Raw genomic sequence first — 13441 nt, forward strand, 5'->3', positions numbered from 1 at the left:
GCTCAGGTTCGCTGAGCAGGTCATCGGCCCGTGCGGGATCCAGACCCTGGCCCATCAACTCGACTGTGGGTGGCTCGCGGAGATTTTCCGCAGACCCCCTGCGGGACGATGGTGTATGGGCCGCGGTGTGGTTCCAAGTCCGACACACCCGACCGCGGGGGTCGGACAAGACGCAGGATTGCAGGGTTTGACCAGCTGGTTCGCTGCAGCTGATCGACCGCAGCGGTACGAGTAGAAGGAACTTAACGACGCCATGGCGGGACAGAAGATCCGCATCCGGCTTAAGGCCTACGACCACGAGGTCATCGACTCCTCGGCGCGCAAGATCGTCGACACGGTGACCCGCACTGGTGCGTCGGTCGCGGGCCCGGTGCCGCTGCCAACTGAGAAGAACGTGTATTGCGTGATCCGCTCCCCGCACAAGGACAAGGATTCGCGCGAGCACTTCGAGATGCGTACGCACAAGCGGCTCATCGACATTCTCGACCCGACTCCGAAGACGGTCGACTCGCTGATGCGGCTGGACCTCCCGGCCGGCGTCGACATCGAGATCAAGCTGTAGGGGCCGAACCACTATGGAAACCCAAGTCAAGGGCATCCTGGGCGCCAAGCTTGGCATGACCCAGGTTTTCGACGAGAACAACCGGATGGTTCCGGTGACCGTCGTACAAGCCGGTCCGAACGTCGTCACCCAGGTCCGGACTCCGGACAAGGACGGCTACAACGCCGTCCAGCTGGCTTTCGGCGCCATCGACCCGCGCAAGGTGAACAAGCCGCTGGCCGGACACTTCGGCAAGGCCGGGGTAGCGCCGCGGCGGCACGTCGTCGAGCTGCGGACCACCGACGCCAGTGAGTACGAGCTCGGCCAGGAAGTCACCGCCGAGCTGTTCGAGGCCGGCGTGAAGGTCGACGTGGTCGGCACCACCAAGGGCAAGGGCACCGCCGGTGTCATGAAGCGCCACGGCTTCCACGGCCTCGGCGCCGGTCACGGCGTGCAGCGCAAGCACCGCTCACCCGGCTCGATCGGTGGCTGCGCCACCCCGGGCCGTGTCTTCAAGGGCATGCGGATGGCTGGCCGGATGGGCCACGCCCGGGTCACCACTCCCAACCTGACCGTGCACGCGGTGGACGCCGAGAAGGGTCTGCTGCTGATCAAGGGCGCGATCCCCGGTCCGACCGGCGGTCTGGTCCTGGTCAAGACCGCTGCGAAGGGCGGTGTCGCCAAATGAGCGAGTTGACCGTGAACGTGCTGACCGCCGACGGTGAGGCCAGTGGCAGCGTCGAGCTGCCCGCCGAGCTGTTCGACGTGCAGGCCAACCTGCCGCTGATGCACCAGGTCGTGGTGGCCCAGCTGGCCGCCGCCCGGCAGGGTACGCACGCGACCAAGACGCGGGCCCAGGTTTCCGGTGGCGGCGCCAAGCCGTACCGGCAGAAGGGCACCGGCCGGGCCCGGCAGGGCTCCACCCGTGCGCCGCAGTTCGTCGGCGGTGGCGTGGTGCACGGCCCGCAGCCCCGCTCGTACGCCCAGCGGACCCCGAAGAAGATGAAGGCCGCCGCGCTGCGTGGCGCGCTTTCGGACCGGGCCCGCGATGGTCGCGTACATGTGGTCGAGTCGCTGGTCTCCGGTGAGGTTCCTTCTACCAAGGCCGCGCTGAAGATCCTGACCTCGGTGACCTCGGCGAAGCACTCGCTGGTGGTGCTGGAGCGTGGCGACGAGCTCACGCTCAAGAGCCTGCGCAACGTGCCGACCGTGCACCTGCTGTTCGTCGACCAGCTGAACACGTACGACGTGCTGGTCAACGAGGACGTGGTGTTCACCGCGGCGGCGCTGACCGCGTACGTCGGCGGTGACCTGGAGCTGGCTCCGGCCAAGCCGTCCACCAAGAAGGCCGACGCCACGACCGACGCCAAGGCGGACGCGGACGAGAAGCCGGCCAAGGCGCCGAAGAAGAAGGCCGCCAAGGCTGACGCGCAGGAGGACGACAAGTGAGCGCCAACCCGCGGGACATCCTGCTCAAGCCGGTGATCTCGGAGAAGAGCTACGGGCTTCTGGACGAGGGCAAATACACCTTCGAGGTGGCGCCCCACGCCAACAAGACCGAGATCAAGATCGCCGTTCAGCAGGTCTTCAACGTCAAGGTGATCAGCGTCAACACGCTGAACAGGCCCGGCAAGCGCAAGCGGATGGTGTTCGGCCGCAACGGTCACACCACCACCGTGTTCGGCACCCGCAAGTCCAGCAAGCGGGCTGTGGTGACCCTCGCGCAGGGCGATCGCATCGAGATCTTCGGCGGTCCGGTCTCCTAGCCGGCTGATTGATGAGGGATTTGTAGAAAAATGGGCATCCGCAAATACAAGCCGACGACGCCGGGCCGGCGTGGGTCGAGCGTGGCCGACTTCGTCGAGATCACTCGCTCGACGCCGGAGAAGTCGCTGATCCGCCCGCTGTCCAAGACCGGCGGCCGGAACGTGCACGGTCGCGTGACCACCCGCCACCAGGGCGGCGGCCACAAGCGGGCGTACCGGCTGATCGACTTCCGGCGCTCGGACAAGGACGGCGTGCCGGCCAAGGTCGCAGAGATCGAGTACGACCCGAACCGCACCGCGCGGATCGCGCTGCTGCACTTCGCGGACGGCGAGAAGCGCTACATCGTGGCACCGACCAAGCTCAAGCAGGGCGACCGGGTCGAGACCGGCCCGTCGGCCGACATCAAGCCGGGCAACAACCTGCCGCTGCGCAACATCCCGGTCGGCACCGTGGTGCACGCCATCGAGCTGCGGCCCGGCGGCGGCGCGAAAATCGCCCGGTCGGCCGGCTCGTCCGTACAGCTGGTCGCCAAGGACGGTCCGTACGCCCAGCTGCGGATGCCGTCCGGTGAGATCCGCAACGTGGACGTACGCTGCCGCGCGAGCGTGGGCGAGGTCGGCAATGCCGAGCAGTCCAACATCAACTGGGGCAAGGCCGGCCGGATGCGGTGGAAGGGCAAGCGCCCGTCCGTCCGTGGTGTGGCCATGAACCCGATCGACCACCCGCACGGCGGTGGCGAGGGCAAGACCTCGGGTGGTCGCCACCCGGTGAACCCGAAGGGCAAGCCGGAAGGCCGCACTCGGAAGAAGAAGGCCAGCGATGCACTGATCGTCCGTCGCCGGCGCACCGGCAAGAAGCGCTGAGGAGTCTGATCAATGCCACGCAGCCTGAAGAAGGGCCCGTTCGTCGACGACCACCTGCTCAAGAAGGTGGACGTACAGAACGACAAGGGCACCAAGAACGTCATTAAAACCTGGTCTCGTCGTTCCACGATCATCCCCGACTTCGTCGGGCACACGATCGCCGTGCACGACGGACGCAAGCACGTCCCGGTGTTCGTCACCGAGTCGATGGTCGGGCACAAGCTCGGCGAGTTCGCGCCGACCCGGACGTTCAAGGGTCACGAAAAGGACGACCGGAAGGCTCGCCGCCGCTAACAGCGGTCTGAGTTGACGAACAGCAGACGGGATTGACTTAGAGATGGCAGTGGTAGAAGGCAACCGCGTGAACCTGCGCAGGGAGCGTCTCCTCGGTGAGGCGCCCGGTGCGTTCGCTGAGGCACGTTACGTGCGGGTCAGCCCGATGAAGGTACGTCGGGTTATTGACCTGATCCGTGGCCTGCCGGCCAGCGAGGCGCTCACCCTGCTGCGGTTCGCCCCGCAGGCCGCCAGCGAGCCGGTGTACACCGTGCTGGCCAGTGCGGTGGCGAACGCCGAGAACAACGAGCGGCTGGATCCGGAGAACCTGCGGGTCACCAAGGTATTCGTCGACGAGGGCCCGACGCTGAAGCGGTTCCGGCCGCGGGCGCACGGCCGGGCGTACCGGATCCGCAAGCGCTCCAGCCACATCACCGTGGTGGTGGAGAGCATCGTGACCGAGCGGCCGAGCCGGTCCGCCCGGCGGGCCCGCAAGGCCACCGACGCCGCGCAGGCCAAGCGTCCGACCAAGAGCACCAGCGCTAAGACGACCAAGGCGGCTGCCGCCCAAGAGTCGACGAGTTCGTCCGCGAAGGAGAGCACCGAGTAATGGGGCAGAAAGTAAACCCGCACGGCTTCCGGCTCGGGATCACCACCGACTGGAAGTCCCGGTGGTACGCGGACAAGGCCTACGCGGAGTATGTCGCGGAGGACGTGAAGATCCGCAAGCTGATGGGTAAGGGCATGGAGCGCGCCGGCATCTCCAAAGTGGAGATCGAGCGTACCCGTGACCGGGTCCGGGTGGACATTCACACCGCTCGTCCGGGCATCGTGATTGGCCGTCGTGGCGCCGAGGCCGACCGTATTCGCGGCGAGCTGGAGAAGCTCACCGGTAAGCAGGTGCAGCTGAACGTCCTGGAGGTCAAGAACCCCGAGGCGGACGCGCAGCTGGTCGCGCAGGGCGTGGCCGAGCAGCTGTCCAGCCGGGTGGCGTTCCGCCGCGCGATGCGCAAGGCGATCCAGGCCGCGATGAAGAGCCAGGGCGTCAAGGGCATCCGGGTGCAGTGCTCCGGACGCCTGGGCGGCGCCGAGATGAGCCGGTCGGAGTTCTACCGCGAGGGCCGGGTGCCGCTGCACACGCTGCGCGCGAACATCGACTACGGCCTGTACGAGGCGCGTACGACCTTCGGCCGGATTGGCGTGAAGGTCTGGATCTACAAGGGTGACGTGGTGCAGTCCCGCGCCGAGCGCGAGGCCGCCGAGGCAGCCCTGCGCCAGCAGCGCCGGGACCGTCCGGCCCGCCGGCCGCGGGCCGGCGAGGGCACTGGCGGTCGCGACGGTGGTGGCCGCGGCGCTCGTGGTGGCCGCGGTGGCGCGCCGAAGGGCGACGCCGCCAAGGCTGACGCTGCCAAGACCGACGCCCCGAAGGCCGACGCGACCGAAGCCGTCGCGAGCACCGTGCCGGCGAGTGTGGCTGCCGAGCCGACCGCCGCCGTGACCGCGCCTTCCAACGAGGCCGTCCCACCGCCCGCCAGCACCGAAGCACCCAAGGAGGGCTAGGAAATGCTGATCCCTCGCAGGGTCAAACACCGAAAGCAGCATCACCCGAACCGTCACGGCGCCGCCAAGGGCGGCACCCGGGTGGTCTTCGGCGAGTACGGCATCCAGGCGCTGGAGCCGGCGTACGTGACGAACCGGCAGATCGAGGCCGCTCGTATCGCCATCACTCGGCACATTCGCCGAGGCGGCAAGGTGTGGATCAACATCTACCCGGACCGTCCGCTGACGAAGAAGCCGGCCGAGACCCGGATGGGTTCCGGTAAGGGTTCGCCGGAGTGGTGGATCGCCAACGTCAAGCCGGGCCGGGTGCTGTTCGAGCTGGCGTACCCGAACGAGCAGATCGCGCAGGAAGCCATGCGTCGTGCGATCCACAAGCTCCCGATGAAGTGCCGGGTCGTTAAACGTGAAGTGGGTGAAAGCTGATGGCCGCGGGCACTGTCCCCAACGAGCTGCGCGAGCTGCTCGACGACGAGCTGGCCGGCAAGTTGACCGAGGCCAAGGAAGAGCTGTTCAACCTGCGCTTCCAGAACGCCACCGGTCAGCTGGACAACAACCGGCGACTGCGCACGGTGCGCCGCGAGATCGCCCGCATCTACACCGTGATGCGGGAGCGGGAGCTCGGCCTCGGCCGCGCCCCCGATGCGCCCGCTGACGCGGCGAATGAGGTGTCGGCATGAGCGAGAGCGAGACAGTGAGCGAGCAGCAGGACGCGCAGACCGAGTCCCAGACCCGGGAGCAGCACCGCAAGACCCGGCAGGGCCTGGTGGTCAGCGACAAGATGGACAAGACCGTTGTGGTCGCCGTCGAAGACCGGGTCAAGCACCGGCTGTACGGCAAGGTGCTGCGCCGGACCAGCAAGCTCAAGGCGCACGACGAGGGCAACGCCGCTGGTGTCGGTGACCGCGTACTGCTGATGGAAACCCGTCCGCTCTCCGCGACCAAGCGGTGGCGTGTCGTGGAGATTCTTGAAAAAGCCAAGTAATTATTCGTTCGGCCAGGCTCGGGTCACCGAGAACCGGCTCGACATACAGGAGTTGACGTGATCCAGCAGGAGTCGCGACTGCGCGTCGCCGACAACACCGGTGCGAAGGAAATTCTTTGCATCCGGGTGCTCGGCGGCTCCGGTCGCCGCTACGCCGGCATCGGCGACATCATCGTGGGCACCGTGAAGGACGCCATTCCCGGCGCCGGTGTCAAACGCGGTGACGTGGTCAAGGCCGTCGTGGTCCGCACCTTGAAAGAGAGGCGCCGCCCGGACGGCTCCTACATTCGCTTCGACGAGAACGCCGCGGTGCTCATCCGCGACGGCGGGGACCCGCGCGGCACCCGCATCTTCGGCCCGGTTGGCCGGGAACTGCGGGACAAGAAGTTCATGAAGATCATCTCGCTGGCACCGGAGGTGCTGTAACCATGCCGTCGTTGAAGGTAAAAAAGGGCGACACGGTGCTGGTCATCGCCGGTAAGGACAAGGGCACCAAGGGCAAGGTGATGGTGGCCTACCCGGAGACCGGCAAGGTTCTGGTCGAGGGCGTGAACCGGATCAAGAAGCACACCCGGGTGTCCACCACCCAGCGGGGCGCGAAGACCGGCGGCATCGTCACCCAGGAGGCGCCGATCAGCGCCAGCAACGTGATGGTGGTCGACTCCGACGGCAAGCCCACCCGGGTCGGCCGTCGCAAGGACGAAGAAGGCCGCACCGTACGGATTTCGCGGCGCTCCGGTAAGGACATCTAGTGACTGTCGCAACTGAAACCAGGACCAGGCCGCGCCTCAAGCAGCGGTATGCGGACGAGATCGCACCGGGACTGCGCGAGCAGTTCTCGTACGGCAACGTCATGCAGATCCCGCGGCTGGTCAAGATCGTGGTGAACAGCGGTGTCGGTGACGCCGCCCGGGACGCCAAGCTGATCGACGGCGCGATCCGCGACATGTCGCTGATCACCGGCCAGAAGCCGCAGGTTCGCCGGGCCACCAAGTCCATCGCCCAGTTCAAGCTGCGCGAGGGCCAGCCGATCGGCGTGAAGGTGACGCTGCGCGGCGACCGGATGTGGGAGTTCGCGGACCGGCTGCTGTCGATCGCGCTGCCGCGTATCCGTGACTTCCGTGGCCTGTCGGACAAGCAGTTCGACGGCACCGGCAACTACACGTTCGGGCTCAACGAGCAGTCGATGTTCCACGAGATCGACATCGACTCGATCGACCGTCCGCGCGGTATGGACATCACCTTGGTGACGACGGCGACGAACGACGAGGAAGGCCGCGCGCTGCTCAAGCGCCTCGGCTTCCCCTTCAAGGAGAACTGAGCATGGCGAAGAAGGCGCTTGTCGAGAAGGCCGCGCGCAAACCGAAGTTCAAGGTGCGCGGCTACACCCGCTGCCAGCGCTGTGGCCGCTCGCGCGCGGTGTTCCGCGTGTTCGGGCTGTGCCGCATCTGCGTACGCGAGATGGCCCACCGTGGCGAGCTTCCCGGCGTGACCAAGTCCTCGTGGTGAGTAGTTTCCACATTTCCCTTCGCCACAGGCCCATCGCGGGAACCAGGGCGAGAAAGGCAACAAGCCCATGACCATGACAGACCCCATCGCGGACATGTTGACCCGGCTGCGCAACGCCAACTCGGCGTACCACGACAGCGTTGACATGCCGTTCTCGAAGCTCAAGTCGCACATCGCCGAGATCCTCCAGCAGGAGGGCTACATCACCGGCTGGGTCGTCGCCGAGCCGACTGAGGGTGAGGTCGGCAAGAAGCTGACCATCGAGCTGAAGTACGGCCCGAACCGCGAGCGCAGCATTGCCGGTGTCCGCCGGATCTCCAAGCCAGGCCTGCGGGTCTACGCGAAGTCGACCAGCCTCCCCAAGGTGCTGGGCGGCCTCGGCGTCGCGATCATCTCCACCTCGTCCGGTCTGCTCACAGACCGGCAGGCAAACAAGCGTGGCGTGGGCGGGGAAGTCCTCGCCTTCGTCTGGTAAGGGAAGGAGCAGAGAAAATGTCACGCATCGGACGGCTGCCCATCCCGGTACCAAGCGGGGTGGATGTGGCCATCGAAGGACAGACGGTCAACGTCAAGGGACCTAAGGGCGAGCTGAGCCACACCGTGGTGCACCCGCTCACGGTCGAGCGCGGCGACGACGGCACAGTGCTGGTGAAGCGTCCGGACGACGAACCGTCGAACCGGGCCCTGCACGGCCTGTCACGGACGCTGGTCGCGAACCTGATCACCGGGGTCACCCAGGGGTACGCGAAGACCCTGGAGATCGTCGGCACCGGTTACCGGGTCACCGCCAAGGGCTCTGACCTGGAATTCGCTCTCGGCTTCAGCCACCCGGTGGTGGTGAAGGCGCCGCAGGGCATCACCTTCAAGGTCGAGCGGCCAACGATCTTCTCGATCGAAGGCATCGACAAGCAGCTGGTGGGCGAGACCGCGGCGAAGATCCGCAAGATCCGCCCGCCGGAGCCGTACAAGGGCAAGGGCGTGCGGTACCAGGGCGAGAACGTCCGCCGCAAGGCCGGAAAGGCTGGCAAGTAATGGCTGCGACTCTGCTGCGGCGGTCGGCTTCGGCCGGCTCCTCGCAGACCCGCCGGATCGGCAAGGCACGCCGGCACTTCCGGATCCGCAAGAAGGTGCACGGCACCCAGGAGCGTCCGCGCCTGGTGGTCAAGCGCTCCTCGCGGCACATGCACGTTCAGGTCATCGACGACCGCTCCGGCCGTACGCTGGTCAGCGCGTCGACGATGGACGCCACCATCCGTGGCGCCGAGGGCGACAAGACGGCGCTGGCCACCAAGGTCGGTGCGTTGATCGCCGAGCGGGCTACCGCGGCTGGCATCGAGGCCGTGGTGTTCGACCGGGCCGGCAACACGTACCACGGCCGGATTGCCGCGCTGGCCGACGCAGCCCGGGAAGGCGGCCTGAAGTTCTGATGATGAGCAGCAAAACTGGTAGCGAGACAGGAAGGGACGCCTGATGCCTGGTCAGCAGCGCCGAGGCGGCGGCGGAGGCGGCGAGCGCCGTGACGGCCGTGGCGGCGGGCGGGGCGGGTCGGCCCCGGAGAAGTCTCCGCACATCGAACGGCTGATCAAGGTCAACCGCGTCGCGAAGGTCGTGCAGGGCGGTCGTCGGTTCAGCTTCACCGCACTGATGGTCGTCGGCGACGGTGACGGCAACGTCGGCGTCGGTTACGGCAAGGCCAAGGAGGTGCCCTCGGCGATCGCCAAGGGTGTCGAGGAGGCCAAGAAGAACTTCTTCAAGGTGCCGCGGATCGGCGCCACCATCCCGCACCCGGTGCAGGGTGAGGCGGCGGCCGGTGTCGTACTGCTCAAGCCGGCCAGCCCCGGTACCGGTGTGATCGCCGGTGGTCCGGTGCGCGCCGTACTGGAGTGCGCGGGCATCCACGACGTACTGAGCAAGAGCCTCGGTTCGTCCAATCCGATCAACATCGTGCACGCGACCGTGCAGGCGTTGCGGGAGCTGAAGCGTCCGGAGGAGATCGCGGCTCGCCGTGGTCTGCCGCTGGAGGACGTGGCCCCGGCCGCCATGCTGCGGGCGCGGGCCGCCGCGGGGGGATGACATGGCACGCCTCAAGGTGACCCAGATCCGTTCCGGGATCGGGAACAAGCAGAACCAGCGCGACACCCTGCGCTCGCTGGGCCTTAAGCGGGTCCACGACGTGGTTGTCAAGGAAGACCGGCCCGAGATCCGCGGCATGGTACGCACCGTGACCCACCTGGTCCGGGTCGAGGAGGTCGAGTAACGATGGCACTCAAGGTCCACCACCTGCGGCCGGCGCCTGGCTCTCACACCGCGAAGACCCGTGTGGGTCGCGGTGAAGGTTCCAAGGGCAAGACGGCCGGCCGCGGCACCAAGGGCACCAAGGCCCGTTACCAGGTGAAAGCTGGCTTCGAGGGCGGGCAGATGCCGCTGCACATGCGGCTGCCCAAGCTCAAGGGCTTCAAGAACCGGTTCCGGGTCGAATACCAGGTCGTCAACCTGGACCGGCTGGCCGAGCTCTTCCCGGCCGGTGGCGAAGTCGGCCCCCAGGAGCTGGTCGAGGCCGGCGCGGTCCGCAAGGGCCAGCTGGTCAAGGTCCTGGGCAACGGCGACCTCGCCGGCGTCAAGCTGACCGTCAAGGCGAACGCATTCTCGGCTTCGGCCAAGGAGAAAATCGCCGCCGCCGGTGGCACCGCCGAACAGCTGTAGTCGCGAGCGGGGGTAGTTTTCCCACCGAATCCGTACGGATTCCGGTGGGATCGTGCCCCCGCTCACAGCTGGCTGTTAAAGTCCGACAGCGAAGCTTCGTAGCCTGGCACTGGTCGTGTCGGGACGTGAAGCAGCCTGACATACCATCAGTCGGTTGGCCGGGCAGCAGACCCGGAACCGGAGAACACTAGATGCGGATCGCCGGCCGATCCGCGCGCAGGAGGACATGTGCTCGCCGCCTTTGGGAGGGCTTTCCGTACGCCCGACCTGCGCAAGAAGATCCTCTTCACGCTTTTCATTCTGGCGATCTACCGCCTCGGGGCCACCCTGCCCTCGCCCGGCGTGTCGTATACGAACGTCCAGAAATGCATCGACACCGCCAGCACCGGTCAGAACCAGGACGTCTTCACGCTCCTGAACCTCTTCTCCGGTGGTGCGTTGCTGCACCTCTCGGTGTTCGCGCTGGGCATCATGCCGTACATCACGGCGAGCATCATCCTGCAGCTGCTCGTCGTGGTCATTCCGCGGCTTGAGCAGCTGAAAAAGGAAGGCCAGTCCGGCCAGACCAAGATCACCCAGTACACCCGGTATCTGACCATCGGCCTCGCGATCCTGCAGACCACCGGCTATATCGCGCTGGCGCGTTCGGGTCAGCTGTTCACCGGCTGCGACGTGAACGCGAACCCGATCATCCCGGTCAGCCCGCACATGCCGTACTGGATGACCCTGGGCACCCTGGTCGCCACCATGGTGGCGGGCACCGCGGTCATCATGTGGCTGGGCGAGCTGATCACCGACCGCGGCGTCGGCAACGGCATGTCGGTGCTGATCTTCACCAACATCGCGGCCCGGATCCCGTCCGAGGGCCAGAGCATCTACGCCAAGGGCATTCTGCCGTTCGTGATCGTCTGCGCGATCGGCGTGGTCATCATCACCGCGGTCGTCTTCATCGAGCAGGCCCAGCGCCGGGTGCCGGTGCAGTACGCGAAGCGGATGATCGGTCGCCGAATGTACGGCGGCACCTCGACGTACATTCCGCTGAAGGTCAACCAGGCCGGTGTTATCCCGGTGATCTTCGCGTCCTCGCTGCTCTACCTGCCGCAGCTGATCGTCCAGCTGGTGAGCGACAAGAACAACCCCGGCCCGGTGGTGAACTTCATCAACAAGTGGGTCGCCGACCCGAGCCAGTGGACGTACGTGGTCATCTACTTCGCGCTGATCATCTTCTTCACGTACTTCTACGTGGCGATCACGTTCAACCCGACCGATGTCGCGGACAACATGCGCAAGTACGGCGGGTTCGTGCCCGGCATCAGGCCCGGCAAGCCGACCGCCGAATACCTGGACTTCATCCTGTCCCGGATCACCCTGCCCGGCTCGCTCTACCTGGGCATCATCGCGATCCTGCCGAACCTGTTCATCACGTTGCTCGGGACCAGCGTCAACAACACCCAGAACTTCCCGTTCGGTGGCACCGCCGTACTGATCATGGTCGGCGTGGGTCTGGAGACCGTGAAACAGATCGACAGCCAGCTGATGCAGCGGAACTACGAAGGCTTCCTCCGGTAGTGCGGCTGGTACTCGTCGGTCCCCCGGGCGCGGGCAAGGGGACACAGGCCGAATTCATCGCCGCTCACCTCTCCGTGCCCAAGATCTCCACCGGCGACATCTTCCGTGCGAACGTCGGCCAGAAGACCCCGCTGGGGATCGAGGCCAGGTCGTACATGGACGCCGGCAAGCTGGTGCCCGACGAGGTGACCATCAAGATGGTCCGGAGCCGGCTGGACGAGCCGGACTCGACGGACGGGTTCCTGCTGGACGGTTTCCCGCGGACCATCGCGCAGGCGGAGAACCTGGACGAGCTGCTCGACAAGGCCGGCACTCCGCTGGACGTGGTGCTGGAGCTGGTGGTGGACGACGACGAGGTGGTCCGGCGGCTGTCCGGCCGGCGGACCTGCCGCGGCTGCGGCCGAATCTGGCACGTCGAGTTCGACCCGACCAAGGTCGACGGCGTCTGCGACCGCTGTGGCGGCGAGCTTTACCAGCGCGACGACGACAAACCCGAGACGGTCACCGAACGGCTCCGGGTCTACGCCGAGCAGACCGCGCCGCTGGTCGACTACTACGGCGCCCAGGGCAAGCTGGTCGGCATCGACGCGACGGGTCCGGTCGAGGACATCACGACCCGGGCGATCGACGCCCTCGAACCCTTTAACAAGTGAGCGCCTTCCGACGCCCCAGCATCCAGGTCAAGAGCACCGCGCAGATCGACTTGATGCGCGCCGCCGGCCTGGTCGTACGGCGTGCGCTCGCGGCCGCGACCGCCGCTGTCGAGGTCGGCATCAGTACGGCGGAACTGGACGCGATCGCGGAGAAGTCGATCCGAGACGACGGCGCCGTACCGTCCTTCAAGGGCTACCACGGCTTCCCGGCGTCCATCTGCGCGTCGGTCAACCAGCAGGTCGTACACGGCATCCCCAGCGCCTCCCAGGTGCTCGCTGACGGTGACCTGATCTCGATCGACTGCGGCGCGATCCTGGCCGGCTGGCACGGCGACTCCGCGGTCACCGTCGGCGTCGGTACGGTCAAGCCGGAATACCTGCGGATGGCCGAGGTCTGCGATCGCGCCATGTGGGCCGGCATTGCCGCCGCCCGGGTCGGCGGCCGCCTCTCGGACATCAGCCACGCCGTACAGACCGTCGTCGAGGCCGAGGGCTCGTACGGGATCGTCACCGGTTACGGCGGCCACGGCATCGGCACCGAGATGCATCAGGACCCGCACATCCTGAACTACGGAAAGGCCGGCAAGGGCCCCAAACTCGTCGCCGGGATGGCGCTGGCGATCGAGCCGATGATCACTTTCGGGTCACCTGACGTGGACGAGCTGGACGATGGCTGGACCGTGGTGACGCTCGACGCGTCGGTGTCCGCTCACACCGAGCACTCGATCGCGCTTACCGAGGATGGGCCCTGGGTGCTGACCGCTTTGGACGGCGGCGCGGCCGCACTCGGCTCGGCCGTTTCTTCGCGCGCCCGCTGATTCTTCCTTCGTACGGCCGATTTTGGCCCCATGAGGCTCTTTCTTGCGTTGAGCGGCTGAAGGTCAAGACCGCCCTCCGGGCGGGGCCTCAAGGAAGAACGAGGTCGGGTCGACCGGTGCGTACGAGGCGGTTGGTCTGTTCGTTCTCCCCGTCGGCGGGCCCGGAGGGCAGGTCTTCACCCCGAGCGCGGCCCAGGGCCCGG

At 66.9% G+C, this 13441-nt stretch carries 23 protein-coding genes and 1 pseudogene; all 24 read left to right on the forward strand.

Going from position 1 to position 13441, the window contains the following annotated elements:
* Positions 1–253: 253 nt before the first annotated feature.
* Positions 254–562, forward strand: a complete 309-nt coding sequence (rpsJ, locus tag ABD301_RS08485) for a 30S ribosomal protein S10 (RefSeq protein WP_163508525.1) — start codon at positions 254–256, stop codon at positions 560–562.
* 13 nt (positions 563–575) lie between these two features.
* Positions 576–1229, forward strand: a complete 654-nt coding sequence (gene rplC, locus ABD301_RS08490) for a 50S ribosomal protein L3 (RefSeq protein WP_344308696.1) — start codon at positions 576–578, stop codon at positions 1227–1229.
* Positions 1226–1843: pseudogene (gene rplD / locus ABD301_RS08495) on the forward strand (50S ribosomal protein L4); the annotation flags it as partial. The gene rplC and the pseudogene rplD, both read left to right, overlap by 4 nt.
* Positions 1844–1986: 143 nt before the next feature.
* Positions 1987–2307 carry a 50S ribosomal protein L23 gene (gene rplW / locus ABD301_RS08500; RefSeq protein WP_163567668.1) on the forward strand — a complete coding sequence of 107 codons (321 nt, stop codon included), beginning with the start codon at positions 1987–1989 and terminating at the stop codon, positions 2305–2307.
* 30 nt (positions 2308–2337) lie between these two features.
* Positions 2338–3171, forward strand: a complete 834-nt coding sequence (gene rplB / locus ABD301_RS08505; protein WP_344308699.1) for a 50S ribosomal protein L2 — start codon at positions 2338–2340, stop codon at positions 3169–3171.
* A gap of 12 nt (positions 3172–3183) precedes the next feature.
* A complete protein-coding gene (rpsS, locus tag ABD301_RS08510) occupies positions 3184–3465 on the forward strand; it encodes a 30S ribosomal protein S19 (protein WP_344308701.1) in 282 nt (93 codons plus the stop codon).
* Positions 3466–3508: 43 nt separating this feature from the next.
* Complete coding sequence (rplV, locus tag ABD301_RS08515) at positions 3509–4054, forward strand: 50S ribosomal protein L22 (RefSeq protein WP_163567670.1); 546 nt, start codon at positions 3509–3511, stop codon at positions 4052–4054.
* Positions 4054–5004, forward strand: a complete 951-nt coding sequence (rpsC, locus tag ABD301_RS08520; RefSeq protein ID WP_344308704.1) for a 30S ribosomal protein S3 — start codon at positions 4054–4056, stop codon at positions 5002–5004. Before rplV ends, rpsC begins: the two co-directional genes overlap by 1 nt.
* A 3-nt stretch (positions 5005–5007) precedes the next feature.
* On the forward strand, positions 5008–5427 hold the full coding sequence (gene rplP / locus ABD301_RS08525) for a 50S ribosomal protein L16 (RefSeq protein WP_344308706.1): 420 nt from the start codon (positions 5008–5010) through the stop codon (positions 5425–5427).
* The gene (gene rpmC, locus ABD301_RS08530) at positions 5427–5681 is read left to right on the forward strand and encodes a 50S ribosomal protein L29 (protein WP_163567672.1); all 255 of its coding nucleotides are present in this window, start codon (positions 5427–5429) and stop codon (positions 5679–5681) included. The genes rplP and rpmC overlap by 1 nt, the downstream gene beginning before the upstream one ends.
* On the forward strand, positions 5678–5986 hold the full coding sequence (gene rpsQ, locus ABD301_RS08535) for a 30S ribosomal protein S17 (RefSeq protein ID WP_279579807.1): 309 nt from the start codon (positions 5678–5680) through the stop codon (positions 5984–5986). The genes rpmC and rpsQ overlap by 4 nt, the downstream gene beginning before the upstream one ends.
* Before the next feature lie 57 nt (positions 5987–6043).
* Entirely contained in the window at positions 6044–6412 is a 369-nt protein-coding gene (rplN, locus tag ABD301_RS08540; protein ID WP_344308712.1) for a 50S ribosomal protein L14, read from the forward strand.
* Between the two features lie 11 nt (positions 6413–6423).
* Positions 6424–6738, forward strand: coding sequence for a 50S ribosomal protein L24 (gene rplX / locus ABD301_RS08545; RefSeq protein ID WP_163567730.1), 315 nt, complete (start codon positions 6424–6426; stop codon positions 6736–6738).
* Positions 6738–7307 (forward strand): 50S ribosomal protein L5, encoded by a 570-nt coding sequence (gene rplE, locus ABD301_RS08550; protein WP_344308714.1) that lies wholly within the window; start codon positions 6738–6740, stop codon positions 7305–7307. Before rplX ends, rplE begins: the two co-directional genes overlap by 1 nt.
* Before the next feature lie 2 nt (positions 7308–7309).
* Positions 7310–7495, forward strand: a complete 186-nt coding sequence (locus tag ABD301_RS08555) for a type Z 30S ribosomal protein S14 (RefSeq protein WP_163567675.1) — start codon at positions 7310–7312, stop codon at positions 7493–7495.
* Positions 7496–7562: 67 nt separating this feature from the next.
* Complete coding sequence (rpsH, locus tag ABD301_RS08560; RefSeq protein WP_344308717.1) at positions 7563–7970, forward strand: 30S ribosomal protein S8; 408 nt, start codon at positions 7563–7565, stop codon at positions 7968–7970.
* Between the two features lie 17 nt (positions 7971–7987).
* The gene (gene rplF, locus ABD301_RS08565) at positions 7988–8527 is read left to right on the forward strand and encodes a 50S ribosomal protein L6 (protein ID WP_163567676.1); all 540 of its coding nucleotides are present in this window, start codon (positions 7988–7990) and stop codon (positions 8525–8527) included.
* Complete coding sequence (rplR, locus tag ABD301_RS08570; protein WP_344308720.1) at positions 8527–8922, forward strand: 50S ribosomal protein L18; 396 nt, start codon at positions 8527–8529, stop codon at positions 8920–8922. The genes rplF and rplR overlap by 1 nt, the downstream gene beginning before the upstream one ends.
* Before the next feature lie 43 nt (positions 8923–8965).
* Positions 8966–9568 carry a 30S ribosomal protein S5 gene (gene rpsE, locus ABD301_RS08575; protein WP_344308722.1) on the forward strand — a complete coding sequence of 201 codons (603 nt, stop codon included), beginning with the start codon at positions 8966–8968 and terminating at the stop codon, positions 9566–9568.
* 1 nt (position 9569) lies between these two features.
* Complete coding sequence (rpmD, locus tag ABD301_RS08580) at positions 9570–9752, forward strand: 50S ribosomal protein L30 (RefSeq protein WP_163567678.1); 183 nt, start codon at positions 9570–9572, stop codon at positions 9750–9752.
* Positions 9753–9754: 2 nt separating this feature from the next.
* A complete protein-coding gene (gene rplO, locus ABD301_RS08585) occupies positions 9755–10198 on the forward strand; it encodes a 50S ribosomal protein L15 (RefSeq protein WP_163567679.1) in 444 nt (147 codons plus the stop codon).
* Between the two features lie 228 nt (positions 10199–10426).
* Positions 10427–11767, forward strand: a complete 1341-nt coding sequence (gene secY, locus ABD301_RS08590; RefSeq protein ID WP_344308725.1) for a preprotein translocase subunit SecY — start codon at positions 10427–10429, stop codon at positions 11765–11767.
* The gene (locus tag ABD301_RS08595) at positions 11767–12420 is read left to right on the forward strand and encodes an adenylate kinase (RefSeq protein ID WP_163567680.1); all 654 of its coding nucleotides are present in this window, start codon (positions 11767–11769) and stop codon (positions 12418–12420) included. Before secY ends, ABD301_RS08595 begins: the two co-directional genes overlap by 1 nt.
* Complete coding sequence (map, locus tag ABD301_RS08600; RefSeq protein WP_279579808.1) at positions 12417–13238, forward strand: type I methionyl aminopeptidase; 822 nt, start codon at positions 12417–12419, stop codon at positions 13236–13238. Before ABD301_RS08595 ends, map begins: the two co-directional genes overlap by 4 nt.
* Positions 13239–13441: the final 203 nt, after the last annotated feature.

The organism is Fodinicola feengrottensis (genome assembly GCF_039530045.1).
In the GTDB taxonomy this organism is placed as follows: domain Bacteria; phylum Actinomycetota; class Actinomycetes; order Mycobacteriales; family HKI-0501; genus Fodinicola; species Fodinicola feengrottensis.